Annotated in this window: 25 protein-coding genes; 18 read left to right on the top strand and 7 right to left on the bottom strand. The window is 63.5% G+C overall.

Annotation, left to right across the window (positions count from 1 at the left end):
* Window positions 1-79 precede the first annotated feature (79 nt).
* The 15 genes from GEU84_RS06900 to GEU84_RS06970 all read left to right on the top strand — a co-directional run bounded on the left by GEU84_RS06900 (window position 80) and on the right by GEU84_RS06970 (window position 14,985).
* Window positions 80-475, top strand: a complete 396-nt coding sequence (locus tag GEU84_RS06900; protein ID WP_152824671.1) for a DUF6524 family protein — start codon at window positions 80-82, stop codon at window positions 473-475.
* A gap of 78 nt (window positions 476-553) precedes the next feature.
* The gene (gene secG / locus GEU84_RS06905; protein WP_152824670.1) at window positions 554-1,144 is read left to right on the top strand and encodes a preprotein translocase subunit SecG; all 591 of its coding nucleotides are present in this window, start codon (window positions 554-556) and stop codon (window positions 1,142-1,144) included.
* A gap of 171 nt (window positions 1,145-1,315) precedes the next feature.
* Window positions 1,316-2,959 (top strand): CTP synthase, encoded by a 1,644-nt coding sequence (locus GEU84_RS06910; RefSeq protein WP_152824669.1) that lies wholly within the window; start codon window positions 1,316-1,318, stop codon window positions 2,957-2,959.
* Between the two features lie 134 nt (window positions 2,960-3,093).
* Window positions 3,094-3,870 carry a 23S rRNA (adenine(2030)-N(6))-methyltransferase RlmJ gene (locus tag GEU84_RS06915; protein WP_152824668.1) on the top strand — a complete coding sequence of 259 codons (777 nt, stop codon included), beginning with the start codon at window positions 3,094-3,096 and terminating at the stop codon, window positions 3,868-3,870.
* A 214-nt stretch (window positions 3,871-4,084) separates the two neighbouring features.
* Window positions 4,085-4,525, top strand: a complete 441-nt coding sequence (locus tag GEU84_RS06920; RefSeq protein WP_152824667.1) for a tellurite resistance TerB family protein — start codon at window positions 4,085-4,087, stop codon at window positions 4,523-4,525.
* Window positions 4,526-4,676: 151 nt separating this feature from the next.
* A complete protein-coding gene (locus GEU84_RS06925; RefSeq protein WP_152824666.1) occupies window positions 4,677-5,447 on the top strand; it encodes a phosphate/phosphite/phosphonate ABC transporter substrate-binding protein in 771 nt (256 codons plus the stop codon).
* 91 nt (window positions 5,448-5,538) lie between these two features.
* A complete protein-coding gene (locus GEU84_RS06930; RefSeq protein ID WP_152824665.1) occupies window positions 5,539-6,348 on the top strand; it encodes an ABC transporter ATP-binding protein in 810 nt (269 codons plus the stop codon).
* A 39-nt stretch (window positions 6,349-6,387) separates the two neighbouring features.
* Window positions 6,388-7,110: a transporter substrate-binding domain-containing protein gene (locus GEU84_RS06935; protein ID WP_152824664.1), complete on the top strand. Its 723-nt coding sequence runs from the start codon at window positions 6,388-6,390 to the stop codon at window positions 7,108-7,110.
* Window positions 7,111-7,159: 49 nt separating this feature from the next.
* On the top strand, window positions 7,160-8,041 hold the full coding sequence (locus GEU84_RS06940) for an ABC transporter permease (protein ID WP_152824663.1): 882 nt from the start codon (window positions 7,160-7,162) through the stop codon (window positions 8,039-8,041).
* Window positions 8,038-8,865 (top strand): ABC transporter permease, encoded by an 828-nt coding sequence (locus tag GEU84_RS06945; RefSeq protein WP_152824662.1) that lies wholly within the window; start codon window positions 8,038-8,040, stop codon window positions 8,863-8,865. The genes GEU84_RS06940 and GEU84_RS06945 overlap by 4 nt, the downstream gene beginning before the upstream one ends.
* Window positions 8,866-8,868: 3 nt before the next feature.
* On the top strand, window positions 8,869-10,206 hold the full coding sequence (locus tag GEU84_RS06950; RefSeq protein WP_152824661.1) for a glutamine synthetase family protein: 1,338 nt from the start codon (window positions 8,869-8,871) through the stop codon (window positions 10,204-10,206).
* A 64-nt stretch (window positions 10,207-10,270) separates the two neighbouring features.
* Window positions 10,271-10,951, top strand: coding sequence for a type 1 glutamine amidotransferase (locus GEU84_RS06955; protein WP_152824660.1), 681 nt, complete (start codon window positions 10,271-10,273; stop codon window positions 10,949-10,951).
* Window positions 10,952-10,978: 27 nt separating this feature from the next.
* Window positions 10,979-12,334 carry a glutamine synthetase family protein gene (locus tag GEU84_RS06960; protein ID WP_152824659.1) on the top strand — a complete coding sequence of 452 codons (1,356 nt, stop codon included), beginning with the start codon at window positions 10,979-10,981 and terminating at the stop codon, window positions 12,332-12,334.
* Entirely contained in the window at window positions 12,331-13,635 is a 1,305-nt protein-coding gene (locus tag GEU84_RS06965) for an NAD(P)/FAD-dependent oxidoreductase (RefSeq protein ID WP_152824658.1), read from the top strand. Before GEU84_RS06960 ends, GEU84_RS06965 begins: the two co-directional genes overlap by 4 nt.
* Window positions 13,636-13,794: 159 nt before the next feature.
* A complete protein-coding gene (locus tag GEU84_RS06970; RefSeq protein ID WP_152825104.1) occupies window positions 13,795-14,985 on the top strand; it encodes a DegT/DnrJ/EryC1/StrS family aminotransferase in 1,191 nt (396 codons plus the stop codon).
* Window positions 14,986-15,023: 38 nt separating this feature from the next.
* Here GEU84_RS06970 and GEU84_RS06975 read toward each other — a convergent pair whose 3' ends face one another.
* Window positions 15,024-15,977, bottom strand: coding sequence for a LysR family transcriptional regulator (locus tag GEU84_RS06975; RefSeq protein WP_152824657.1), 954 nt, complete (start codon window positions 15,975-15,977; stop codon window positions 15,024-15,026).
* A 215-nt stretch (window positions 15,978-16,192) separates the two neighbouring features.
* Here GEU84_RS06975 and GEU84_RS06980 point away from each other — a divergent pair, with 215 nt between their 5' ends.
* A complete protein-coding gene (locus GEU84_RS06980) occupies window positions 16,193-17,560 on the top strand; it encodes an aminotransferase (protein ID WP_152824656.1) in 1,368 nt (455 codons plus the stop codon).
* Between the two features lie 60 nt (window positions 17,561-17,620).
* On the opposite strand, the gene phaR is transcribed toward GEU84_RS06980, so the two are convergent.
* From phaR to GEU84_RS06995, 3 genes are all read right to left on the bottom strand, one after another.
* Window positions 17,621-18,184 (bottom strand): polyhydroxyalkanoate synthesis repressor PhaR, encoded by a 564-nt coding sequence (gene phaR, locus GEU84_RS06985; RefSeq protein WP_152824655.1) that lies wholly within the window; start codon window positions 18,182-18,184, stop codon window positions 17,621-17,623.
* Window positions 18,185-18,306: 122 nt separating this feature from the next.
* Entirely contained in the window at window positions 18,307-18,765 is a 459-nt protein-coding gene (locus GEU84_RS06990) for a phasin family protein (protein WP_152824654.1), read from the bottom strand.
* A 130-nt stretch (window positions 18,766-18,895) separates the two neighbouring features.
* Complete coding sequence (locus GEU84_RS06995; protein WP_152824653.1) at window positions 18,896-20,689, bottom strand: PHA/PHB synthase family protein; 1,794 nt, start codon at window positions 20,687-20,689, stop codon at window positions 18,896-18,898.
* A 104-nt stretch (window positions 20,690-20,793) separates the two neighbouring features.
* Between GEU84_RS06995 and phaZ the strand changes: the two genes are divergently transcribed.
* The gene (gene phaZ / locus GEU84_RS07000) at window positions 20,794-22,086 is read left to right on the top strand and encodes a polyhydroxyalkanoate depolymerase (RefSeq protein WP_152824652.1); all 1,293 of its coding nucleotides are present in this window, start codon (window positions 20,794-20,796) and stop codon (window positions 22,084-22,086) included.
* Here the strand turns inward: phaZ and GEU84_RS07005 are convergent.
* From GEU84_RS07005 to GEU84_RS07015, 3 genes are all read right to left on the bottom strand, one after another.
* The gene (locus GEU84_RS07005; protein WP_152824651.1) at window positions 22,064-22,786 is read right to left on the bottom strand and encodes an alpha/beta fold hydrolase; all 723 of its coding nucleotides are present in this window, start codon (window positions 22,784-22,786) and stop codon (window positions 22,064-22,066) included. The two genes, phaZ and GEU84_RS07005, sit on opposite strands and share 23 nt — an antisense overlap.
* 1 nt (window position 22,787) lies before the next feature.
* Entirely contained in the window at window positions 22,788-23,645 is an 858-nt protein-coding gene (locus tag GEU84_RS07010; protein WP_174539369.1) for an alpha/beta hydrolase, read from the bottom strand.
* Window positions 23,646-23,760: 115 nt separating this feature from the next.
* A complete protein-coding gene (locus GEU84_RS07015; RefSeq protein WP_152824649.1) occupies window positions 23,761-24,519 on the bottom strand; it encodes an alpha/beta fold hydrolase in 759 nt (252 codons plus the stop codon).
* Window positions 24,520-24,676: 157 nt separating this feature from the next.
* Here GEU84_RS07015 and thrS point away from each other — a divergent pair, with 157 nt between their 5' ends.
* Complete coding sequence (gene thrS / locus GEU84_RS07020) at window positions 24,677-26,617, top strand: threonine--tRNA ligase (RefSeq protein ID WP_152824648.1); 1,941 nt, start codon at window positions 24,677-24,679, stop codon at window positions 26,615-26,617.
* The last annotated feature ends 8 nt before the right edge of the window (window positions 26,618-26,625 follow it).

Genomic DNA, 26,625 nt, shown 5'->3' on the forward strand with positions numbered 1-26,625 from the left:
CTAATTCGCCGTGACGGGCGCGCACCACTGGACAGCCGCCACCGCCTGCGGCAGGAAAGGCAAAACACCGGAGGGGCCGATGGGCATTTTTCTGCGCTGGCTGGGGGCGTTCATGCTGCTCGCCCTGACCTTCAACCCGACCGAGTGGAATTTTGTCCGCTGGGCGCAGGGCCATTACACCGACGAGCTGCCGCTGACCATGCTGCTGGGCCTCTTGCTGGCGGTGGGCTATGCCTTTTGCCTGCATGCCACGCTGCGCTCCATCGGGGCCTTCGGCATGGTCACGATCGCCGCGATTTTCGGCTGCACCATCTGGGTGCTGGTCGATTGGGGCGTGCTGACGCTGGCCAACAAGGATGTGAACCTGTGGTTGGGCATCCTTGTGCTGTCGCTGATCCTGGGCATCGGCCTGTCGTGGAGCATCGTGCAGCGTCGCCTGACCGGCCAGGTCGATGTGGATGATCTGGACGAGTGACGCCGCCCGGCCACGTGAAGGGGTTGCGGGCGGGGGCGCATCCGCCTAGATAGGCGCGTCAGCACCGGAAGGCCCCGCATGGAAAACGTCATCCTCACCATCCACCTCATTCTGGCCCTTCTGCTCATCGGCGTCGTGCTGTTGCAGCGGTCCGAGGGCGGTGGCCTGGGGATGGGCAGCGGCGGTGGCGGCGGTGCCATGTCGGGCCGGGCTGCGGCCACGGCCCTGACCAAGCTGACATGGATTTTCGCGGCGGCCTTCATCGGCACCTCGATCACGCTGACGGTGATCGCTGCACAGAATTCGGCCGGCGGCTCGGTCATCGACCAGATCGGCGGCACGGCACGGGCACCCGAGGCCGAAGCCCCGCTTGGCACCGACCTGCTGCCCCCGGCGCCAACCGATGCGCCCCTGACCCCGCCGCGCGCCGAGGATGGCGCCCCCGCGGCAACCGCGCCCGCAACCGAAGCCCCTGCTGCGGATGCACCTGCCACCGAACCCCCCGCCGCCGAACCCGCCGCATCCGAACCGGCAGCGCCAGCCGCGGAACCGGCCCCCGAGGCCGCAGCACCCGCAGCCACACCGGCCCCGGCAGAAACAGCCCCCGCCGAAACCGCACCCGCAACACCGGCACCGGCACCGGCACCGGCCACCGGCGCAGGCAACTGACGCGCCACAACCTTTTGACGGCATCACCGGGAAAATGACTGCATCTTGCGGTCAGGTTGCGGATTTCCATTTCCTCCGCTATATCTCAAATCCCGTGATGCTTTGATTCGCCCCGGCGGATCCCCGCACTCAAAACCGCAGTTCGCACCGCAGTCACGGGAGGCCCTCCGCATGGCACGTTACGTTTTCATCACCGGCGGGGTGGTGTCGTCCCTTGGCAAGGGCCTCGCCTCGGCGGCGCTGGGGGCATTGTTGCAGGCGCGCGGTTTTTCCGTGCGGCTGCGCAAGCTTGATCCCTATCTGAACGTCGATCCCGGCACGATGTCGCCCTTTGAACATGGCGAAGTGTTTGTCACCGACGACGGTGCGGAAACCGATCTTGATCTGGGCCATTACGAGCGTTTCACCGGCGTGTCGGCACGCAAGACCGATTCAGTCTCCTCGGGGCGCATCTATTCCAACGTTCTGGAAAAGGAACGGCGCGGCGACTATCTGGGCAAGACCATTCAGGTCATCCCGCATGTCACCAATGAAATCAAGGATTTCCTGCGCGTCGGCGACGCCGAGGTTGACTTCATGCTGTGCGAGATCGGCGGCACGGTGGGCGACATCGAGGGTCTGCCCTTCTTCGAGGCGATCCGCCAGTTCGCGCAGGACCGCCCGCGCGGCCAGTGCATTTTCGTGCACCTCACGCTGCTGCCCTATGTCACCGCCTCGGGTGAGCTGAAAACCAAGCCCACCCAGCATTCGGTCAAGGAACTGCGCTCCATCGGCATCGCGCCCGATGTGCTGCTGTTGCGCTCGGAACATCCGATCCCGGAAAAGGAACGCGAGAAAATCTCGCTGTTTTGCAATGTGCGCAAAGAGGCGGTGATCGCCGCGCCCGATCTGAAAACCATCTACGAGGCCCCCCTCGCCTATCACCGCGAGGGCTTTGACCAGGCGGTGCTGGATGCGTTCGGCATTTCCCCCGCCCCCCGCCCCAATCTGGCCCGCTGGACCGACGTGATGGAACGTCTGACCCAGGCCGAGGGCGAGGTGCGGGTGGCTATCGTCGGCAAGTATACCCAGCTTGAAGATGCCTACAAATCCATCGCCGAGGCGCTGACCCATGGCGGCATGGCCAACCGCACAAGGGTGAAGGCCGAATGGTTCGACGCCGAAATCTTCGAGCGCGAAGATCCGGGGCCGTATCTGGAGCCGTTCCACGCCATTCTGGTGCCCGGCGGCTTTGGCGAACGCGGCACCGAGGGCAAGATTCGCGCGGCGCAATATGCGCGCGAGAAAAAGATTCCCTATCTGGGCATCTGTCTGGGCATGCAGATGGCGGTGATCGAATCCGCCCGCAATCTGGCCCATGTCACCGATGCGGGGTCGGAAGAGTTTGACCACGACAGCGGCGCGAAACGCTTTACCCCGGTGGTCTATCATCTGAAGGAATGGGTGCAGGGCAACCACATCGTCGCGCGCAAACTGGGCGATGACAAGGGCGGCACCATGCGCCTTGGGGCCTACACCGCCACCCTTACGGCCGGGTCGCGGGTTGCAAACATCTATGGCGCAACGGAAATCGAGGAACGCCACCGCCACCGCTATGAGGTGGACATCGCCTACCGCGACCGGCTGGAGGCCTGTGGTTTGTCGTTTTCGGGCATGTCGCCGGATGGCCGGCTGCCGGAAATCGTCGAGATTGCCGACCACCCGTGGTTCATCGGTGTGCAGTTCCATCCCGAACTGAAGTCGAAACCCTTCGCCCCTCACCCGCTGTTTGCCGATTTCGTGCGCGCGGCGGTCGAGGTGTCGCGGCTGGTCTAGCCTTCGCCGTTCGGCCGGATGCGCGCTGTTCCCCGTCCCTGCGGCCTTACCAGTCGCGCGCCCAGAGCATCTGGCGTGCCTGCCGATCACAGGGCGGATTGCGTTATCCGGTGATCCGCATTACCCCACGGGCCATGCTCAGTTATCAACACCATTTCCACGCCGGGAATCTGGCCGATGTCCACAAGCATGCGCTTTTGTGCCATATGCTTGATTACATGGCACAAAAAGACAAACCCCTGACCTATATCGAAACCCATGCCGGGCGAGGGCTCTATGATCTTGACGCCGCAGAGGCGGCGAAAACAGGCGAGGCGGCGCAGGGAATCGGCGTTCTGGAACAACGGCTTGCTCCGGATCACCCCTACCGGCTGCGGCTGGCCGAGGTGCGCGCGCGGCATGGGGCGGCGGCCTATCCCGGCTCGCCTTTGCTGGCGGTGATGACGCTGCGCGAGCAAGATACACTGCATCTGGCTGAATTGCACCCTCAGGAACACCGCATCTTGAGTGACAACCTGGCCCCCTGGGGCGCGCATATCCACCAGCAGGACGGGTTTCAAATGGCCCTTGCCATCGCCCCCCCGACGCCCCGGCGCGGGCTGATGCTGGTTGATCCCAGCTATGAGGTGAAGGCCGATTATCTTAATATTCCCAGCCACTTGGCAGCAGTTGCTCGGAAATGGAACGTGGGCACGCTGGCCCTGTGGTATCCGCTGCTGGCCAATGCCCCGCACCGCCCGATGACCGATGCGCTGCACCAGACCTTCCCTGAGGCTTTGTGCCACGAAGTCCGCTTCCCCCCCGCGCGCGAGGGGCACAGGATGCTGGGCTCGGGCCTTTTCATCGTGAACCCGCCCTATGGCACAGCCGAGCAAACCGCAGAATTGACACGCGTTTTCAGCAGCTTGTGATGATATCCGTCGCAGCCGGGCAAAAGCGGGGCGTTTGCAAAAGGTAACGTCCTGTTAGCGCTTCTTCTGCAGACTTGTGCAACGAAACCATGGACGATTCGCGCGCATCAATCCGCACCCACGGCACCGGGCCAATCATGGCTCAACAAGCAAAGGAGTTTTTGCCCCGAGCTACGGCATTGGCAAGGCCGCAGTCCCCTCCTATATCTGCGCCATGTTGGATAACCTGCTGCGCCGCTTGCTGGCCCCCGCCCCCGCCCGCCTGCCAGAACCCGATGCGCGAGTAGCGCTAGCGGCGCTGCTGGTGCGTATCGCCCGCGCCGATGGGCGCTATGACCCCGCCGAGACGGCGCGGATTGACCGGGTGCTGGCCAATCGCAACGCTATGTCCGCGTTTGAAGCGGCGGCTTTGCGGCGCGAGGCCGAGGCGTTGGAGGCCGAAGCGCCTGACACCGTGCGGTTCACCCGCGCGCTGAAGGACGCCGTGGCGCGTGATGATCGTGCAGCCCTTATGCAGGCTCTTTGGGCTGTGGCACTGGCAGACGGGCAACGCGATGATGATGAGGATCAGCTATTGCGGCTGGTGGCCAGCCTCTTGGGGCTGACAGACCAGGAATCGGCATTGGCCAGGCAGCGCGCGGCGCGGGAAGCCTGATCGCAATGCCGCAACGGCCCCACCCCCTGGTTCTGACGCAATCCGTTCGTGCCAGCCGATCCATCTCTCACGGGAATTCCTTTTATGCTGGTCCTGCCGCCCAGGCAGGGCTGGCCAGCCATGCAACCTGCAAGAACCAGACGGGGCGCTGATGACAGCTTCTTTGCCGATGTATGACCGCCCGGAAACCGCCCCAGCAAATGACCGGCTTTGGGCGCTGATCCGTGACGGCTTGCGGCACGGGGGGCACGACGCCCCCGATGCGCTGACAAGGGGCGCGGAAACGCTGTGGCCGCAATGGACAGCGCCGGATCTGGTGCTGTCGCAAACCTGTGGCTTTCCCTACCGCGCCCGCCTGCATGGCCAGGTCACGCTGATCGGAACGCCGGATTATGGGGTCGTGGGTTGCGCGCCCGGGCACTACCGTTCGGTTTTCGTGACACGCCGCGACGATGCGCGCGAAACTCTGGCAGATTTCAGCGGCGCGCCCTTCGCCTATAACGAGCCAATGTCGCAATCGGGCTGGGCCGCGCCGCAGACCCATGCGGCAAAACTGGGCCTGCGCCTGCCGCCTGCGCTGGCCACCGGGGGCCACCGGCTGTCGGCGCTGGCCGTTGCCGGGGGGCGGGCCGACATCGCCGCACTGGATGCCGTCACCTGGCGCATGCTGGAACGCTGGGATCCGGTCGCGACCGAGTTGCGGGTGATTGCGCAGACCGAGCCCACCCCGGGACTGCCCTTCATCAGCGCCAAGGGTGCGGATGCCGACCTGATGTTTGCCACGATCAGCAGCGCCATTGCCGCACTCGGCGCCGATGACATGGCGGTTCTGGGCCTGCGCGGCCTGGTTCGCATTCCGCCCGAAAGCTACCTTGCCGTGCCCACGCCGCCAGCACCTGACCAGTTTGCGCAAGGTCATTGACCGATCCGGCACATACCCCTGCCCGAATTGCCACAAAGAGCGTTGCAAAGGGGCCGGAATTCAGCCCTACTGCCATGCCAAGACACCCAAGATGCGAGACATCGTGACAGCCCGCCCCAGCCCTGCACCCCAGCCGTCTGACGTGCCCGTCATCGCCATCCGCAACCTTCACAAAAGCTACGGCAGCCTTGAGGTGTTGAAGGGTGTCGATCTGACGGCACCGCGCGGCCATGTGGTGTCGCTGATCGGGTCATCCGGGTCGGGCAAATCGACGCTGCTGCGCTGCTGCAACCTGCTGGAAGACAGCCAGGATGGCGACATACTGTTCGAGGGCGAGAGCGTGGCCTGGAAGGGCGCGGGCCTTGCCCGGCACCCCGCCGATCGCGCGCAGGTGATCCGCATCCGCACCAACCTGTCGATGGTGTTCCAGCAGTTCAACCTCTGGGCGCATATGACCATCCTGCAAAACGTGATGGAGGCGCCGGTGACAGTGCTGGGCCGCCCGAAAGCAGAGGTGGAGGCCTCGGCGCGCAAGTATCTGGAAAAGGTGGGCATTGCGGAAAAGGCCGATGCCTATCCGGCCATGCTGTCGGGCGGGCAGCAGCAGCGCGCGGCCATCGCGCGTGCCCTGTGCATGGAGCCGCGCGCCCTGCTGTTCGACGAGCCCACATCGGCGCTGGACCCTGAACTGGAACAGGAAGTGGTCAAGGTTATCAAGGCGCTGGCCGAAGAAGGCCGCACCATGATTCTGGTCACGCATGACATGAGACTGGCCGCAGACGTGTCGGACCATGTAATTTTCCTGCACAAGGGCAGGATCGAGGAAGAGGGCCCGCCGGACCGGCTGTTCGCCAATCCGCAGACCGAACGGCTGCGCGGCTTCCTTTCCGCCACCGCCTGAGCCTGTCATAATCAAGAAACCACCAACCGGGAGACGACCATGAAAAACATCCTTCTCACCACCGCCCTGCTGGCGCTGACCACCGGGGCCGCTGCGGCGCAGACCGTGCGGCTGGGCACCGAAGGCGCCTACCCGCCCTTCAACTTCATCAACGACGCGGGCGAGGTTGCGGGTTTTGAGCGTGACGTGGGCGACGAAATCTGCAAGCGCGCCGCACTGACCTGCGAATGGGTGACGAACGAGTGGGACAGCATCATCCCCAACCTGCAATCGGGGAACTATGATGTGATCATCGCGGGCATGAGCATCACCGAAGAGCGCGACAAGGTGATTGATTTCAGCCAGAACTACTTCCCGCCGGCAGCTTCGGTCTATGTCGCGACCGATCCGGCGGCCGATGTGGCCACCGGCGTCGTCTCGGCACAGGTCGGCACGATCCAGGCGGGCCATGTGGCTGAATCGGGCGCGACGCTGCTGGAATTCGCCACGCCGGACGAAACCGTGGCCGCCGTGCGCAACGGCGAGGCTGTGGCCGTGTTCGCCGACAAGGATTTCCTGGCGCCGATCGTGGCAGAGTCCAATGGCGAACTGATGGAAGTGGGCGAGCCTGTGCAACTGGGCGGCGGCGTGGGTCTGGGCCTGCGCGAAAGCGACACCGAGCTGAAGGCGAAGTTCGACGCGGCCATCCAGTCGATGAAGGATGACGGCAGCCTGAACGCGCTGATCGAAAAGCACTTCGGCCCGGAAACCGCGAAGTTCTGATCGCAGCAAAAGGACGGGCGGGGCCACGCACCCTGCCCGCGCATATCCCATGTTTTCAAGCTGTGCCGACCCCAAGGCCATCGAGGGCCTGACCTGGCTTTTGTGCTACCTGACCTCGGGCAAGCACCTTGATTTCTATGCGTCTTTCGGCACGGTGCTGGCGCTGCTGGCCATTACCGCGCCCACCGCGCTGGCCTTTGGCTTTTTCGGGGCGATGGCGGCGCGTTCGCCAATGCTGCCGCTGCGGCTGCTGGGGCAAGGCTATACCGGCATGGTGCGGGGCATTCCCGACATCGTGTTTTTCCTGTTTTTCGTCATCGCGCTGGATCAGGGCATCGAATGGATGGTGCATCAGGTGCGCTGCCCTGACTGGACCGAACCCGTGCGGCAGGGGCTGGAGTTTCGCGTCTGCCCCGAGGCCAAGGTGCCCAGCAGCAATGCCGCGCAGACCTGGCACAGCCTGTATGGTTTCGGGCTGGCGGTCTTCACCTTTGCGCTGGTGTTCGGGGCCTTTGCCGCCAATGTGCTGACCGGCGCGATGGCCGCCGTGCCGCGCGCGCAACTGGAAACCGCGGAAAGCTATGGCATGACGCCGCGGCAGGTGTTTCGCCGCATCATGGTGCCGCAGATGTGGGTTTACGCGCTGCCCGGCCTGTCGAACCTGTGGATGATCCTGATAAAGGCCACGCCGCTGCTGTTTTTGCTGGGGGTCAAGGATATCGTCTACTGGGCGCGCGAACTGGGCGGGTCAAAGACGCAGGCTTATGAATACCCGCATCCGGACTGGCGGCTGTATTACTTCCTGTTTTTGCTGTGTTTTTACCTGCTGATGACCTGGGGGTCAGAGCGTGTGCTGGGCCGGGTGTCGCAGCGGCTCAGCCTGGGGCAGGCCACGGCGGCGGGCGAAGCGCAGCGAAAGGCCGCCGCATGACCTGCTGGGAAACTGTCACCGGCTATGCGTTCCGCAGCCTGGGCTATGGCGAGAAACTGCTGCCGCGCAGCGATTTCACCCTGTGCCAGCAATTCACGCTGATCGGGTCGGGGCTGATCTGGAACATCTATTTCGGCCTGCTGGCGCTGCTGTGCGGGTTCTTTTTTGCCAACGCACTGGCCATGGCCAAGGCCAGCCGACATGCGGCGCTGCGCAAACCTGCCGAATGGTTCATCTTTGTCTTTCGCGGCTCGCCACTCTTCATCCAGTTCTTTCTGGCCTATGAGGCGCTGGTGATGCTGCCCCGCGCGGGCATCGACGTCTTCGGCATCACGGTTGAAACGGCATGGCTGACCCGGGCCTGGGCGGGCGCGCTGATCGTGCTGTTCCTGAACACCGCCGCCTATTCGGCCGAGATCTTTTATGGCGCGCTGCGCGCGATCCCCAAGGGCGATCTGGAGGCTGCTGATGCCTATGGCCTGACCGGCTGGAACAAGTTCATTCGGGTGCAATGGCCCACAATGCTGCGGCTGGCCTGGCCCGGATACACGAATGAGGCGATATTTCTGTTTCACGCCACGACATTGGTGTTCTTTTCCGGCTTTCCGGCCTTTCAGCAGCGGGGCGATGCGCTGTACTATGCCAATTACTTTGCTGACAAGACCTTCAACCCCTTCATCCCCTATCCCATCGTCGCCTTCTATTTCATTTGTCTGACACTGCTGGTCATCTGGCTGTTCGGGGTTGTGAACACGCGGCTCAACCGGCATCTGCCGGCCAATACGCGGGCGCGCATCAGGTTGCGACCGCAGATCATCAGGTGAAACATGAAAGACTGGCTGAGAAAGCACCCCGAAGTGCGCACGATCCGTGTGGCAGCGGCTGACCTGAACGGGCAGGCGCGCGGCAAGCGCATTCCCGCGCGGTTCGCCGACAAGGTGGTGAAGGATGGCACACGGTTTCCGTTTTCCGTGTTGAACCTCGACATCTGGGGCGAGGATATCGACGACAGCCCGCTGGTGTTTGAACAGGGCGATGCCGATGGCATCCTGAAACCCACCGAACGCGGCTTCATGCCGATGCCCTGGCTCGAGGCACCCACCGCCCTGCTGCCGATCTGGATGTTCCGCGAGGATGGCCGCCCCTATGACGGCGATCCGCGCCACGCCCTGCGGTCGGTGCTGGAACGCTACAAGGCGCGCGGGCTGACCCCGGTCTGCGCGGTGGAGCTGGAGTTTTTCCTGATCGACGATTCCGGCAAGACGTTGCAGGCACCGCTTTCCCCCCGGTCGGGCAAGCGGCGCAAGGCGGCGGAAACGCTCAGCATCCGGGCGCTGGATGCGTTTGATACCTTCTTCACCGATCTTTATGACGCGTGCGAGGCGATGGACATTCCCGCCGACACCTCCACCTCGGAAACCGGGCTGGGGCAGTTCGAGGTGAACCTGATGCATTCGGATGACGCGCTGCGCGCCGCCGATGATGCCTGGCTGTTCAAGATGCTGGTCAAGGGCCTGGCGCGGCGGCACGGCTTTGCCGCCAGCTTCATGGCCAAGCCTTATGCGGAATACTCCGGCTCGGGCCTGCATGTGCATTTTTCGGTGCTGGATGAAAAGGGCGACAACATTTTCGACTCCGGCGGGCCGAAGGGTACGGCGATGCTGCGGCATGCCGTGGCAGGCTGTCTCAGCGCGATGCACGACAGCACGCTGATCTTCGCCCCGCATGCCAACAGCTATGATCGGCTGGTGCCCGGCATGCATGCGCCCACGGCGATTTCCTGGGGCTATGAAAACCGCACCTCTGCTGTGCGCATTCCGGCGGGCAACCCTTCAGCCCGGCGGATCGAGCATCGCGTGGCGGGGGGCGATGTGAACCCCTATCTGCTGCTGGCCACCATCCTCGGCGCGGCCCTGACCGGCATCGAGGACGGGGATGAGCCCCCTGCCCCCGTCACCGGCAATGCCTATGCCATTGAAAATCTGCCACAGATTCCGGCCACATGGGATGCGGCGATCGACGCGTTTGAGAAAAGCGCCGTCTTGCCCCGCATCCTGCCGCGCGAACTGATCCGCAACTATGTGCTGACCAAACGGCAGGAGGCGCATTATCTGGCAGAGCTTTCGCCCGAAGAGCAGGTGGAACTGTATCTGGATACGGTCTGACAGCCGCCCCTTGCCGCCGCCCGGGGCGCGGGGTTAGGCTGCGGCAAACAACCACGGATATTTCATGCTGATCGGCATCCTGCAAACCGGCCTTGCGCCCGACAGTCTGTCGGGTGCGATGGGCGACTACCCCGACATGTTCGCCCGCCTGCTGGACGGTCAGGGCTTTACCTTTCGCACCTGGCGCGTGGTGGAGATGGAGTTTCCCGCCGATGTGGCGGAATGCGACGGCTGGCTGCTGACCGGCTCGCGCCACGGCGCCTATGAGGATCTGCCCTTCATCCCGCCGCTGGAAGATTTCATTCGTCGCGCCTATGCGGCCCGCGTGCCTCTGGTCGGCGTGTGCTTTGGTCATCAGATCATCGCGCAGGCACTGGGTGGCAAGGTCGAAAAATACAAGGGCGGCTGGTCGGTCGGCCCAACCGACTATGATTTTGATGGCACGATGCTGACCCTGAACGCTTGGCATCAGGATCAGGTGACGGTGGCCCCGCCACAAGCCAGGGTCATCGCAAGCAGCGATTTCTGCGCCAATGCCGCACTGGTCTATGATGATCGCGCCTATACCGTGCAGGCCCACCCCGAGTTTCAGGACGCCTTTGTTGACGGGCTGATGAAAACCCGTGGCAAGGGTCTGGTGCCCGAGCAGGTGCTGGCCGATGCCGGGGCGCGGTTGGGCACGCCCGTGCATGACCAGACCATCGCCGCCCGCATCGCCGCTTTCTTCAAACAGCCGCGCACCTGACGCGCGGCAAACCCCCGAGTGTGACCCATGTCCGACTGGACCAACAAACTGCCCGAAGCCGCGCGTGATTACATCGCAGGCCGCCGTCTGGATGAAGTGGAATGCATCGTGTCCGACATTGCCGGGGTTGCCCGGGGCAAGGCGATGCCAGCGTCGAAATTCGGCAAGCAGGCGTTCTTTTTCCTGCCGAACTCGATTTTCCTGCAAACCATCACCGGCGAATGGGCCGACAACCCCTCGGGTGCCTTCACCGAGCCTGACATGATCATGGTGCCCGACTTCACCACCGCCACCGCCGCGCCCTGGACGGCGGACGTGACCTTGCAGGTGATCCACGACGCGCAGGATCAAAAGGGCAACCCGGTGCCCACCGCGCCGCGCAACGTGCTGCGCCGGATCGTCGAGCTTTACAACGCCGAAGGCTGGGCACCCATCGTGGCCCCCGAGATGGAATTTTTCCTGACCGCCCGCAACCTTGACCCCAATATGCCGGTCATGCCGCCGATGGGCCGCTCGGGCCGCAGGGCGGCGGGCAAACAGGCCTATTCGATGTCGGCGGTGGATGAATACGGCAAGGTGATTGACGACATCTATGATTTCGCCGAGGCGCAGGGCTTTGAAATTGATGGCATCTTGCAAGAGGGTGGCGCGGGGCAGGTGGAAATCAACCTTGCCCATGGCGACCCGATCCGTCTGGCCGACGAGATATTCTTCTTCAAGCGCCTGATCCGCGAAGCCGCCCTGCGCCATGATTGTTTCGCCACTTTCATGGCCAAACCGATCGAGGGCGAGCCGGGTTCGGCCATGCACATCCATCATTCCGTGGTGGATATGAAAACCGGCAAGAACATCTTTTCCGACAAGAAAGGCGGCGAAACCGAGGCGTTTCACCATTTCATCGCGGGCATGCAGAACCACCTGCCCGGGGCCATCGCCCTGCTGGCGCCCTATGTGAACAGCTATCGCCGCTATGTCCCTGATTTTGCTGCACCGATCAATCTGGAATGGGGCCGCGACAACCGCACCACCGGCCTGCGCATCCCCATTTCCGGGCCCGAGGCGCGGCGGCTGGAAAACCGGCTGGCGGGGATGGATTGCAATCCCTATCTGGGTCTGGCGGCATCACTGGCCTGCGGCTATCTGGGCCTGAAAGAAGGCAAGACCCCCCGCCCCGAATGCATCGGCGACGCCTATATGTCGGAAACCGATCTGCCCTATAATCTGGGCGACGCGCTGGATCTGCTGGAAGAGAACACCGCCCTGCAACAGGTGCTGGGGGCCGAGTTCTGCGGCATCTACGATTCCGTCAAGCGCAACGAATACAAGGAATTCCTGCAAGTCATCAGCCCGTGGGAACGCGAACATCTGCTGCTGAACGTATGAACCTGCTTTACGCCAACGACCGGCAGGGCCGCTATCCGCCCAGCTACTATGCGGCTACTGCCACGCCGCTGGCCGGTTTTGCCCCGCTGGCGGGGGCGGCGCGGGCCGATGTCTGCGTGGTGGGTGGCGGCTATACCGGCCTCTCCGCCGCGCTGCATCTGGCGCAAAAGGGCTTTGACGTGGTGCTGCTGGAGGCGCATCGCGTGGGCTTTGGCGCGTCGGGGCGCAACGGCGGGCAGGTCGGATCGGGTCAGCGGCTGGAACAGGACGAGCTGGAACGCATGATGGGCCGCGAACAGGCCCGCCGGTTGTGGGATCTGGCGGAAGAGGCCAAGGCCCTGCTGCGCGGCCTGATCGACACGCATGCCATGCCCGTCACCTATCGCCCCGGCGTGGCCCATGCCTGCTGGCACGACCGCGAGGTGGCCCATACCCATGCCATCGCCGAAAAACTGGCCCGCGACTATGACTACCCGCTGGTCGAACCGCTGGACCGCGCGGGTATCCGCGCGCTGATCGGGTCTGATGTCTACAAGGGCGGGGCGATTGACCGGGGCGCGGGCCATATCCATCCGCTGAACTATGCCATCGGTCTGGCGCAGGCGGCGGCGGCGGCGGGCGTGCGCCTGCATGAGAACAGCGCCGTCACCCGCATCGACCACGGCCCGATGCCGGTGGTCCATACCGCCGCAGGCCAGATCCGCGCCGATCATGTCATTCTGGCCTGCAACGGCTATCTGGGCGGGCTGGAGCCGCAGGTGGCCGCCCGCGTCATGCCGATCAACAATTTCATCATCGCCACCGAACCCTTGGGCGACCGGGCGCGTGACATTCTGGCCGAGCCCGTGGCCGTGGCCGACACGAAATTCGTGGTCAACTACTGGCGGCTGTCGGATGACAACCGCCTGCTGTTCGGCGGCGGCGAAAGCTATGGCTACCGCTTTCCTGCCGATATTGCGAAAACCGTGCTGAAACCGATGCTCCAAGTCTATCCGCAACTCGGCGGCACCCGCATCGACCATGCCTGGGGCGGCACATTGGCCATCACGATGAACCGCCTGCCCTGCTTCACGCGCACCCATGCCAACGTCCTGTCGGCCTCGGGCTATTCCGGCCACGGCGTTGCCATGGCCACGCTGGCGGGCAAGGTGCTGGCCGAGGCCGTGGCTGGCCAGGCCGAGCGGTTTGACCTGCTGGCCCACCTGCCGCAATCCCGCTTTCCGGGCGGCCCCGCGCTGCGCTGGCCGCTTCTGGTGCTGGCGATGACATGGTATGCGATGCGCGACCGCCTGGGCCTTTAACGCATTTTCTGCCCTCAAGTATCCCCGCCGGAGGCCTGCACCGCCAAGGCCAATTGTGACGTTTCGGCGAAGATTGACCCATCGGCCAACTTCCCGCTTCCCAATGTGACAACCAGCCTTTACAGCTTTCCCGAAGAAGACATTCAGGAAAGCCGCAACATGGCCCATGATGGACAGACCCTCACCCCCAATGTCTATGATGCCGAACCGATCCCCGATGCCGCCCGGATCGAGATTGACCGGCTGTTGGCCTCGGGCGACCTGTTTCGCTACACCGCGCCCGAAGGTGCCCCGGTGGCCCTGCTGGAGGCCGAGTTTGCCGCGCTGTTGGGGTCGCGTTACGCGCTGGCCGTATCTTCCTGTTCCGCCGCGCTGTTCCTGTCGCTGAAGGCGCTGGATCTGCCGCGCGGCGCCCGTGTGCTGATCCCGGCCTTTACCTTTGCCGCCGTGCCCTCGGCCGTGGTGCATGCCGAGTGTGAGCCGGTGCTGGTCGAGGTGGGTGTGAATTACCGCGTGGACATGGCGGATTTCGCGGCCAAACTGGATGACAGCATCGGCGCGGTGCTGATCAGCCACATGCGCGGCCACACGTCCGACATGGATGCGATCATGGCGCTGTGCGATGCGCGCGGCGTGCCGGTGGTCGAAGATGCGGCGCATTCGCTGGGCACGGTCTGGAATGGCCGGAACATCGGCACGATCGGCAAGGTGGGCTGTTTCAGCTTTCAGTCCTACAAGATGGTGAATGCGGGCGAAGGCGGCATTCTGGTGACGGATGACCCCGAAATTGCCGCCCGGGCCATCATCATGTCAGGCGCTTACGAGCAGAACTGGAAGAAGCATCCCGGTTTGCAGAACAGTTTCGGCCATTGGCAGAACCGCCTGCCGCTTTACAACATGCGCATGCAGAACCTCAGCGCAGCGGTGATCCGCCCGCAACTGCCCGAGGTGGAACGCCGCGTGGCGCAGGGCCGCGCCAACCATGATCATGTGGCCGAGCGGCTGAATGGATCGGCCTGGTTCGATGTGCCCCCGCCCCTGGCCCCCGAAATGCGCGCACCGGATTCCATCCAATTCAACCTTGTGGGATTTGACAGCGATGCGCAGGCATTGGCCTTTCAGGCCGAGGCCAAGGCGCGCGGCGTTTCGGTGCAGATTTTCGGTCTGACCGAGGGCAATGCCCGCGCCTTCTGGAACTGGCAGTTCCTTGGCCCGCAGCCCGACCTGCCGCAGACTCGCGCCATGCTGATGCGCGCCTGCGACGTGCGCCTGCCCACACGGCTAACCGTGCCGGAACTGGATGTGATCGCCGATGTGATCCTGGGTGCCGCGGAAAGCGTGATGGCCTGACGCCGCCCGGCGCAGGCAATGTTCCGATGCTTGTCGCGCTACACCACCCGCAGCGCATCCTTCAGCCATGGCAACCGCGCCACCACCGGGTCCACCACCTGCGCCTGCAACAGCGGGCGCAGCAGGCCCGCCATGTTGCCGGGCATGTCGCGCATCACCCCCGCGCGGGCCGACAGGGAAATGGTCCGCATCAGCGGCGCAAAGGGCAAGGGCCGCACCTCTACCGCGTCGCGAAAACGGTCGGCGTGCAGCACGGCCAGCGGGGTCAATATTGTCCAACCCGCACCCGCCGCCACCATCGCCATGATGGCGTGATAGCTGTCCAGCTCGAACCGATGCGCCAGCCGGAGGTTCTGCCGCGCCAGATGCGCCGCGATCTGGCGGCCCATATGGTGCCGCGCGGTATACTGGATCAGCGGCAGGTCCAGCAGGTCGCCGGTGCCGGGCGGAGCCACGGCCACAAAGGGCTCGGCCAGCAGCGGGTGAACCTCCATCCACTCGCCCGCATCGGGGGTTTCCGCGCCCAGATCGGCGGCCACCACGATATCCAGCGCGCGGGCATCCAGCAGGTCAAGCAAGCGGTGGCTGGCCCCGGTTTCCAGCAGGAACCGGCAGCCACGCAATTCGCCCGCCATCGCCGACAGCAGGCGCGGCGTCACATCGGAGTCAAAATCCTCGATCATGCCCAGCCGCAGCGTGGTCAGCCCAGACAGGTCGGCCATCGCCAGTTCGGCCCGCGCCTCGGTCGCGGCGTTCAGGATGGTTTGCGCATGACGGCGGAACATGGCACCCGCCGGTGTCATCCGCATGGGCCTTGCGCCCCTGTCCAGCAACACGGCCCCCAGGGCGCCTTCCAGCCCTGCAAGCTGCTGGCTGACCGCCGAAGGGCTGGCCCCCAGCCGCCGTGCAGCCGCCGAAATCGAGCCTTCCTCGGCGGCGGCAAGGAACACCTCGATGCCCCAGAGCGTCACGCGCCCCTGTGTCTCGGCCATTGTCCGCGCCCTTTCCTGTTCGCCGCCACGCTAGGGCCTTGGCAGCACGCTGGCAATCGCGGGCGCTTGCTGGCAGAATGCCGGGCAGAGCGGGTTTATTTGCGGCAAAGCGCCGGGCCAGCCCGCCATTTCGCCCATTGCCCGCCTCAGCCCGATTGAACCGGCATGCGCACCCGGATAGCGTTGCGCGAAACCCTAACCAAAGGATGCAAACCATGCGTGACGACGCACCGAACAGCTGGGAATCGCGCGCCGATGCCTATTCGCTTTACGGCTTTACCGACCTGCCCTCGATTGTCGAACGCGGCGCGGTGGTGCTGACCCATGGCAAGGGCCCCTATGTGTTCGATGTGCACGGGCGGCAGTATCTGGATGCCAATTCGGGCCTGTGGAACATGGTCGCAGGGTTTGACCATCCGGGACTGACGCAGGCGGCGAAAGACCAGTATGACAAATTCCCCGGCTATCACGCGTTCTTTGGCCGGATGTCCGACCAGACGGTGATGCTGTCGGAAAAACTGGTGGAGGTGTCGCCGTTTGAGCGGGGCCGGGTGTTCTACACAAACTCGGGGTCCGAGGCGAATGACACGATGGTCAAGATGCTGTGGTTTCTGGCCGGAGCCGAAGGCAAGCCGCAGCGCCGCAAGATCATCACCCGGGTCAATTCCTACCACGGGGTGACGGCGGTATCGGCCTCGATGACCGGCAAGCCATATAATTCCGTGTTCGGCCTGCCGCTGCCGGGGTTCATCCATGTCGGCTGCCCGCATTACTGGCGCTTCGGCAAGGATGGCGAGACGGAAGAACAGTTCACCGCCCGCATGGCGGCAGAGCTGGAGGCCCGGATCATCATGGAAGGCCCCGATACGATTGCCGGTTTCTTTGCCGAGCCAGTGATGGGCGCGGGTGGTGTGGTCGTGCCGTCGAAAGGTTATTTCCAGGCGATCCAGCCGGTGCTGAAACGCTATGGCATTCCGCTGATCGCTGATGAGGTCATCACCGGCTTTGGCCGCACCGGCAACACCTGGGGCTGCCAGACCTTTGATTTCATGCCCGATGCCATCATCTCGTCGAAAAACATCACCGCCGGGTTCTTCCCGATGGGTGCGGTGATTCTGGGGCCGGATCTGGCCGACCGCATTCAGGCAGCCGCCGAGGCGGTGGAAGAATTCCCGCATGGTTTCACCGCGTCCGGCCACCCGGTTGGCTGCGCCATCGCGCTGAAGGCGATTGATGTGGTGATGAACGAGGGGCTGGCGGAAAACGTGCGCACCCTGACGCCGAAATTCCAGGCCGGGATGGAGTATCTGGCCCAGAACCCCAATATCGGCGAATGGCGTGGCGTGGGTCTGATGGGCGCGCTGGAGGCGGTAAAGGACAAGGCCACGAAAACCCCCTTCCCCGGCACATTGTCGGTGTCGGAACGCATCGCCAACACCTGCACCGATCACGGGCTTATCTGCCGCCCGCTGGGCCAGGCGATCGTGCTGTGCCCGCCCTTCATCTGCACCGAGGCGCATCTGGACGAGCTGTTCAACAAACTGGGCGACGCGCTGAAACAGGTGTTTGCCGAAGTGGCCTGACGCGCTGCTGGCGATCTTTGCAGAACACGCAAAATGAAAGGCGCCCCGCGGGGCGCCTTTTCACATCTTCGACAGCTTTATCTGCAATTCAGCCAGTTGCCGTTTTATCTGCGCCAGTTCTTCGTTGCTGGCGTTTCCCGTGCCCGCCGCGTCATCGGCACCGGGGCCAGAGCCGCTCCATCCCGGCAGGCCGCCCAGCATGGTTTTCATGAACACTTCCTGCTGCTTGCGCATCGCCTCGAACCCCGGCATCGCCGTCAGGGCATTGGGCATCGTGGTCAGGTTTTCCATCATCTTGGTCTGGCCCGAGCGCAGCATTTCGAACGAGGCCGCCAGAAACTGCGGCACCACCGATTGCACCTCGGTGGTATAGCTGCGCACCAGGTCGGTCAGCACGCCCAGCGGCAGCACATTGTCGCCCTTGCTTTCATGCTCGGCCACGATTTGCAGCAGATATTGCCGCGTCAGATCATCGCCTGATTTCAGGTCGATGATCTGCACCTCGCGCCCGGCGCGGATGAAACCTGCAATATCCTCCAGCGTGACATAGTCGCTGGTTTCGGTGTTGTAGAGGCGGCGGCTGGCATAGCGTTTGATCAGCAGCGGCTTATCGGTGTCGGTCATCAGACCCTCCCATTCTGCGCAGAAAGAATGTTACGGCAGCGCAGCATAAAAAGAAAGGGCGGGCTTGAAGCCCGCCCTCCGGCGCGTCACCTGTCGGGAGGAACAGGGCGCTGCGCCTGAACTTACTTCGCGGCGGTCGCAGCCGTGGTGGCTTTTTTCGCAGCGGTGGTCACATCGGCGGTGGCTTTTTTCACGGCGGCGGTCGCGTCTTCCGACATGTCCTTGCCAGCGGCCAGCATCAGCTCGACAGTTTCCATCTGCACTTTTTTCGCCACTTCGGCGAAAGCGGCCATGTTCTCGGCAGCCATTTCAGCAGCGGCCGAAGCAAAGTCCGACGCGGCTTTGGTGTAATCGGTCGGCTCGGTCTTGGCTTTCGACATGTCGCCCAGCTTGGCGATGGTGTCTTTGGCCCATTTCGAGGTGATTTCGGTCGACTTTTCAGCGGCTTCCAGAGCCACTTTCGACATTTTCTCGGTCATCGCGGCCTGCGTCTTGAACGCGTTCTGCATGGCCGAGGCGTCAACCGGGAAAGACGCCATCATGTCCTGCATGACTTTGGCGAAATCGGGGGTCTTGGTCATTGTCTTGCTCCATCTTCGGGCGTCGCACCCGTTGTTCTGATGAGAAGAACATAGATGCTGCGGTGCAGAAAATCAAGTATCTTTCTGCACCGCAGCATAACTTGAGGTTGTGCCGGAAGCTGTAGGCAGATCAGGCACTTGCCGCTGCGGCAACATAGGTGCCGGGTGCCGGTGCCAGAACCGGGTGTGACGAATCACCCGGGATGCGGGCCTTGATTTTCGCACCAGACCGCGCCGCCAGCCACTCGCCCCAGCGAGGCCACCAGGACGCCTGGTGAAACGTGGCCCCGGCCAGAAACGCATCCGGCGTGGTCATCGGCGCCTCGTTGACATAGTGGCCATATTTGCCCTTGGATGGCGGGTTCACAATGCCCGCGATATGGCCCGACTGCGACAGGATGAAGGTCTTGTCCTTTGACCCGAACTGCCGGATGCCGTTGAAAGATGACCGCCAGGCTGCGATGTGGTCGGTCTCGCAAGCAATGGCGCAGACCGGCAGCGTGATGTCAGACAGTCGCACCGGATCGCCGAACACCGGAAACTCGCCTTTGGCCAGCTTGTCGTCCTGGCAAAGACCACGCAGATATTCCACCGCCATCTTTGCGGGCAGGTTGGTGCCGTCGCCGTTCCAGAACAGCAGATCAAAGGCGGGGGGCGTTTCCCCCAGCATGTAGCTTTTGATCGCGGGCTGGTAGATCAGGTCATTTGAGCGCAGGAATGAAAACGTCCGCGACATGAAGGTCTTGTCAAGAACGCCATCCACCGCCACCTGCCGCTCGATCCCGTCAACGAAATCATCGTCGAGAAAAACCCCCACCTCGCCCGGGTCGGAAAAATCGGTCAGCGTGGTAAAGAATGTCGCCGATTTCACCGATTTGTCGCCGGCCTTTTCCAGATGGGCCAGCGTCAACGACAGGGTGGTGCCCGCGATGCAATAGCCGACGGCATTCACCTGCTTCTCGCCCGTGATCTTGCGCACCTCGGCAATGGCCCGCATGTAGCCGTCACGCATGTAATCATCCATGCCCACGTCGGCATAGCTTGCGTCAGGGTTGACCCAGCTGACGACAAACAGGGTAAAGCCCTGATCCACGATCCACTTGATCAGGCTGTTCTGCGGTTTCAGATCAAGGATGTAGAATTTGTTGATCCACGGCGGAAAGATCAGCAGCGGGGTCTTGTGCACCTTTTCGGTGGTTGGGCTGTATTGGATCAGCTCCATCATCCTGTTACGGTAAACCACCGCGCCTTCGGTGGTGCCGATGTTCTGGCCCACATGAAAGGCCTGCGGATCGGCCAGTGTCACCAGCAGGTCGCCGTTATGCGCCTCGATGTCGCGCACCAGATTTTCCAGACCCTGCACCAGGCTGGCCCCGTCGGTTGCCACCGCCTTTTCCAGCGCATCGGGGTTGGTGGCCAGAAAATTCGTCGGTGCAAACATGTCGACAATCTGCTTGCTGAAATATTCCACCCGTTTCTTGTCGGTCGGGTCCAGATGCTCCAGCGCGGCCACAGCCTGCGCCACGGCCTCGGCCGACATCAGGTATTGCTGCTTGATGTAGTTGAAATAGGGATGCGTGTCCCACAGCGGGTTGGCAAAGCGGCGGTCCTTGGGGCCGGGATCGGGCGGGGCCTTCAGCTCACCCTTCACGAACTGCTGCTGCGCCTCGACATAATGTGTCAGGCTTTTGCCCCAGAAACTGATCTGATGCTCCAGTATCTTGGCAGGGTTCTGCATCATTTCTGTTACATAGGCGGCAGAGGCTTTCAGAAACACGTCCTGGCTGGGGCCGCTCAGCGCAGGATCCGCCGGTTTGCGGCGGGCAAAAGCCGCTGTCATGCGTTGCGACAACTCCTCGATCCTGGCCAGATTTGTATTTAAAAGTTCATACTTTGGTGTCGGGCCGCTGTCTTCGGTTGTCATGTTAACAATTCCCCCCTATCGTGCTGCTGTGCAGCATGTTGTCGCCCGACCGGGGAGGGAAGCGACACGAGCGACGATAGCCCCGTCCGGCAACTGGAGACAACATGAAGTATATGGCAACCTACGACCTGATGGAAAGCATCCGCAACACGAATGAGTGGATGGGTGCCACCGCCCGCGCCATGGCCTCATATCCCGCTTTTGCCCTGTCGATGAACCCGATGCTGGCCCTGACAGCCGCTTGGGGCGAAGTGGCGGAACGCAGCTTTTCGCGCATGGTGGCCAAGCCTGACTGGGGCATCCGCACGGTGGTGGGCGAGGATGGCACCGACCATCTGGTTGATGTCACAACCATTGTCGACAAACCCTTTGGCAGCCTGATCCAGTTCGCAGTCCGCCGCCGCGCTCCGATGGCGCGCAAGGTGCTGCTGGTGGCTCCGATGTCGGGGCACTACGCCACGTTGCTGCGCTCGACCGTGTCCAGCCTTCTGCCCGACTGCGATGTGTTTATCACCGACTGGCACAATGCCCGCGACATTCCGGTGTCGGCAGGCAAGTTCGATGTCGAGGATTACACCCTGTATCTGGTTGATTTCATGCGCGCGCTGGGGCCGGAGACCCATGTGATCGCCGTGTGCCAGCCTGCCCCGCTGACGCTGGCCGCCACCGCCTATCTGGCTGCCGAAGACCCAAAGGCGCAACCGCGCAGCCTGACGCTGATCGGCGGGCCGATCGACCCCGACGCTGCTGCCACGGATGTCACCGATTTTGGCCGCCGCATCACCATGGGGCAGTTGGAACAGATCGCGGTCCAGCGCGTCGGCTTCAAATACAAGGGTGCGGGCCGGCTGGTCTACCCGGGCCTGCTGCAACTGCAAAGCTTCATGTCAATGAACGCCGAGCGCCATTCCACGGCGTTTTCCGAACAGATCATGCGCGTAGCCCGTGGCGAAGCGGCAGATCATGACGCACACAACCGTTTCTATGACGAGTATCTGGCAGTCATGGACATGACGGCAGAATTCTACCTCTCGACCGTCGAGCGCATCTTCAAGAACCGCGAAATCGCGAAGAACGAATTCGTTGTGGCGGGCAAACGGGTTGATATCGGCGCAATCACCGATGTCGCCGTGATCACGGTAGAGGGCGAGAAGGATGACATTTCCGCCCCGGGCCAGTGCATTGCCGCCCTTGCCATGCTGACGGGCCTGCCGGATTCGAAAAAGGCCAGCCATCTGGAGCCTGAGGCCGGGCACTACGGCATTTTTGCCGGCAAAAGCTGGCGCATCAACATCCGCCCGCTGGTGCTGGGGTTCATCGACGCCGCCGCCGCCAGCGGCAAGGCCGAAACCCCGAAAAAGCGCGGGCCGAACATCACGCTGGCCGCATCGCAGTAACGGCGGGGCCGTTCAGAAAACCTTCCAGCGCCTCTGTCACGGCCTCGGGCTGTTCCAGGGGCGCAAGGTGCCCTGCATCCTCGACGATCTGCAACCGGCCATAGGGCATCAGCGCCGCCGCGAAATCCTGCCGCCGCAGCGGCACCACCATGTCGCGCCGCCCGGCAAGGATCAGCGCGGGCAACATGATGCGGCGCAGTGTTTTCTGCTGGTCGGGGCGGCGCTGCATGGCGCGCGACTGCGCCAGATACACAGCCTCGCCCAGCCGCAGCGCCATGTCAGCCTGCAATTCCATGATGCTGTCGCGCCAGGGGCTGTCGGCCAGGGCGGACAGTGGCACTTCATCGGCAATCGCCTGTGCCAGCCGTCCGGCACGCGCCGCCACCATCCGCGCCTCGCGCGCTGCGGCGATCTGCGGGGCCTCGGCCAGCGGGTCGGTCGCCAGCAGGGCGATGCGCGTCACCCGTTCCGGCGCCCGGCGCAACACATCCAGCGCCACCGCCCCGCCCAGCCCATGCCCCACCATCGCGAACCGCTCCGGTGCGCCCTCCAGCAGCCGTTCTGACAGCGCCTCGACTGTGGGCTCGGGCAAGGGCATGAACACCGCCACCAGCCTTGTCTGCGACAGGTGGATGATCTGGTGCAGGAACAGCCGCGCGTCGCACATCAACCCGGGGATCAGGATTACCTGTTCGGGCATGTCACAGCCCCCGCGCCCATCCGGTGATGCGCGCCACGACGGGCTCTGTAAGGCCGGGCGACAGGATGTCACCTGCAATCACATGGCCATAGCGGTCATCCCCCGGGCCTAGTGAAACCTGTTCCACCGTCACCGGCCCGCCCCACTGATCAATGACCGGCGCGATGCGGGCCGGGTCTATGACCTGATCGGCACCGTTGTAGATCACCAGTGCCGGGGCGGCGGCGCGGCTGTATTCCAGCCCGCGCGCATGGCGCATCAGCGCGGCCAGCGGAAACAACGCGGAAGTCGGATAGGCCGTCGTCCAGAACCGTGCGTGTTCCGCGTTCAGCGGTGTGAAACTGCGTTCGGCCCCTGCCACCAGCGGCCCCCAATAGCGCGCCAGCGGCAGATCAAGGATGCGCGCCGCCAATGGCCGGAGGCCAAAGTTGGGCGATATCAGCACAACCCCCGCCAGCCCGTCATTGAACCGCGCATCGGTTGCCGCCAGTGCAGCCAATGTGCCGCCGGTCGAGGTGCCGATCAGGATCACCCGGTCGCCCAGCCTGCGTGCGATCGCCATCGCCTCGTCCAGATCATTGATCCAGTCGCCCGCCACGGGTTCCGCCATCGCCACCCCGTCGCGGCCATGCCCGGCCAGCCGGGTCAGAAACAGGTTCGCCCCCAGCGCAGCCGCCACCCGTTCCGGCACGGGGCGGATCTCGGCAGAGCTGGCCGAAAAGCCATGCAGATAGACCACGGCCAGCGGTGTTTTTTCCCCCGCCACACCCGCCCAGACAATGCGTTTGGCCGTATCGGGTCGAATGTTCGGAATCTGCTGCTCTGTCTCGGCCAGCCACACATCAAGATCATTTGGCAAGATCGCAGAATCAAACGGCAAGCCCATGTCCACCTCATCTTGCGGGGCGAATAGCCACAACCCGCCAAATATCAGAAAAACACAAACCAGAATGCGCCCCAGCGCCTTTCCCAACCTACGCATCAGGCCGCCCCGCCAGAATTTCGCCCAGGCTGCGGCTGATCAGCGCCAGACAGGCGGCATCGGAAAAGCGGTGATCCGCACCTTTCACCAGCGTCAGCCGCATATCCGGCCCTGTCGCGTGATCCAGCAACCGCAGGGCCACCGATGGCGGCACATCCACATCCGCCGTGCCCTGCAACAGTCTGACCGGGCAAGGTAATTCCAGCGGATCACGCAACACCAGATGGTTGCGCCCGTCCACGATCAGCCGCCGGGTGATGGTATAGGGCGCGTCGGAATAATCCGACGGCAGGGCCACCTGGCCCTGTGTCAGCAGCTCCGCCCGCTGCGCCGCGTCAAACCCCGCCCACATCGAATCTTCGGTAAAATCAGGCGCGGCGGCGACGCCCACCATCCCGGCCAGACGTTCCGGCATCGCCCGCGCCAGCAACAGCGCGATCCACCCGCCCATGGACGATCCCACCAGCACCAGCGGGCCATCGACCAAGGCCACCACCGCCCGCGCATCGGCGAACCAGTCGCCAATCGCGCCGTCCAGGAAATCGCCACCCGACTGGCCGTGCCCCGAATAATCAAACCGGAGAAAGGCGCGGCCCTGCGCCGCCGCCCAATCCTGCAAATACAGGGCCTTGGTTCCCTGCATGTCAGAACGGAAGCCGCCCAGAAACACCACCGCAGGCCCCTGCCCCGGTGTCAGGTGATAGGCGATCCGCCGCCCTTCGGGCGTGGTCAGATATTGCGGTTCTGTCATGGCGGCCCCCCTTGTCACCTTTGCATAACAAAGCGCCGGGGCGCGGGCCAGCCGAACCGCGCGGCAGTTGACTTTCGCGCGCCCGACGCGCAAAACCCCGCCGACCATACCCGCAACCGGGCGTTCCGTGGGCGCCAAACCGACGAGGAGGACAGCCATGTCCCAGATTTCCCTTACCTTTCCCGATGGCAATGTGCGTTCCTACGCGGCTGGCGTAACGCCTGCCGACGTGGCTGCCAGCATTTCCACCAGTCTGGCCAAGAAAGCCATCTCGGCCACGGTCAATGGCGCGCATTTCGACCTGCAGTGGCCGATCACGGCGGATGCAAGCATCGCGCTGCACACGCTGGCCGATGACAACCAGGCGCTGGAACTGATCCGCCACGATCTGGCGCATATCATGGCGCGCGCCGTGCAGGAGATCTGGCCCGAAGTGAAAGTCACCATCGGCCCGGTGCGCGACAACGGCTGGTTCTATGATTTCGACCGGGCGGAACCCTTCACCCCCGAAGACCTGGCCGCGATCGAGGCGAAGATGAAGCATATCATCAACGCCCGCGACCCGGTGAAAACCGAGGTGTGGGATCGGGCCCGCGCCATCGCGCATTACGAGGCCAAGGGCGAACCCTTCAAGCTGGAGCTGATCGCCCGCATCCCCGAGGGCGAGGATCTGCGGATGTATTGGCACGGGCCCTGGCAGGATCTGTGCCGTGGCCCACATCTGCAACACACCGGGCAGGTGCCCGCCGATGCGTTCAAGCTGATGAATGTGGCCGGGGCCTACTGGCTGGGCGATTCCAGCCGCCCGATGTTGCAGCGCATCTATGGCGTGGCCTTCAAGAACCGCGAGGATCTGAAGGCGCATCTAACCATGCTGGAAGAGGCCGCGAAACGCGACCACCGCCGCCTGGGCAAGGAAATGGAGCTGTTCCACTTGCAGGAGGAAGCCCCCGGCATGGTGTTCTGGCACCCGAACGGCTGGCAGATCTACCGCACGCTGGAGGATTACATGCGCAGCCGCCTGCGCAAGGCCAACTACAAGGAAATCCGCACGCCGCAGGTGGTGGACCGCATCTTGTGGGAAAAATCGGGCCATTGGGAGGCGTATAAAGAGAACATGTTCATCGTCGAGGTGGACGAGGAAGGCGCAAAGGAAAAGCGCATCAACGCCCTGAAACCGATGAACTGCCCCTGCCATGTGCAGGTCTACAATCAGGGCCTGAAAAGCTACCGCGAACTGCCGCTGCGGCTGGCAGAGTTCGGATCATGCCACCGCTACGAATCGTCGGGGTCGATGCACGGGCTGATGCGGGTGCGCGGCTTCACGCAGGATGACGCCCACATTTTCTGCACCGAGGATCAGATCGAGGCGGAATGCGCTGATTTCATTACGCTTCTGTCCAGCGTCTACAAGGATCTGGGCTTTGACAGCTTCGAGATCAAGCTTTCCACCCGGCCCGAGGTGCGGATCGGGTCGGATGAAACCTGGGACAAGGTGGAAGGTGCCTTGGAAAACGCCATCCGCAAGGTGGGCGTGGCCTACGAGGTGGACCCCGGCGAAGGCGCGTTCTATGGCCCCAAGCTGGATTTCAAGCTGACCGATGCCATCGGGCGCAAATGGCAATGCGGCACCTTTCAGGTGGATGCGCAGTTGCCCGACCGGCTGGGCGCGGAATACATCGGCGAGGATGGCATGAAACACATGCCCTATATGCTGCACCGCGCCATTCTGGGGTCATTCGAGCGTTTCATCGGCATCCTGATCGAGAATTACGCAGGCAAGCTGCCGTTCTGGCTGGCGCCGCGTCAGGTGGTGGTGGCCTCCATCGTGTCGGATGCCGATGGCTTTGTGCATGAAGTGGTGGCGGCGCTGAAGGCCCAAGGCGTCCGGGCCGAGGCGGATACGCGCAACGAAAAGATCAACTACAAGGTGCGCGAACATTCCGTTGGCAAGGTGCCGGTTCTGCTGGCCGTCGGCATGCAGGAAGTGGCGGCGCGCACGGTTTCGGTGCGGCGGCTGGGTGACACGCGCACCGACAGCGCCGGGTTTGACGCCATCGTCGCGCAGCTTGCCGCCGAGGCGCGGCTGCCGGGCTGAGGGTCAAG

This window comes from Fertoeibacter niger, assembly GCF_009380135.2.
GTDB lineage: Bacteria > Pseudomonadota > Alphaproteobacteria > Rhodobacterales > Rhodobacteraceae > Fertoeibacter > Fertoeibacter niger.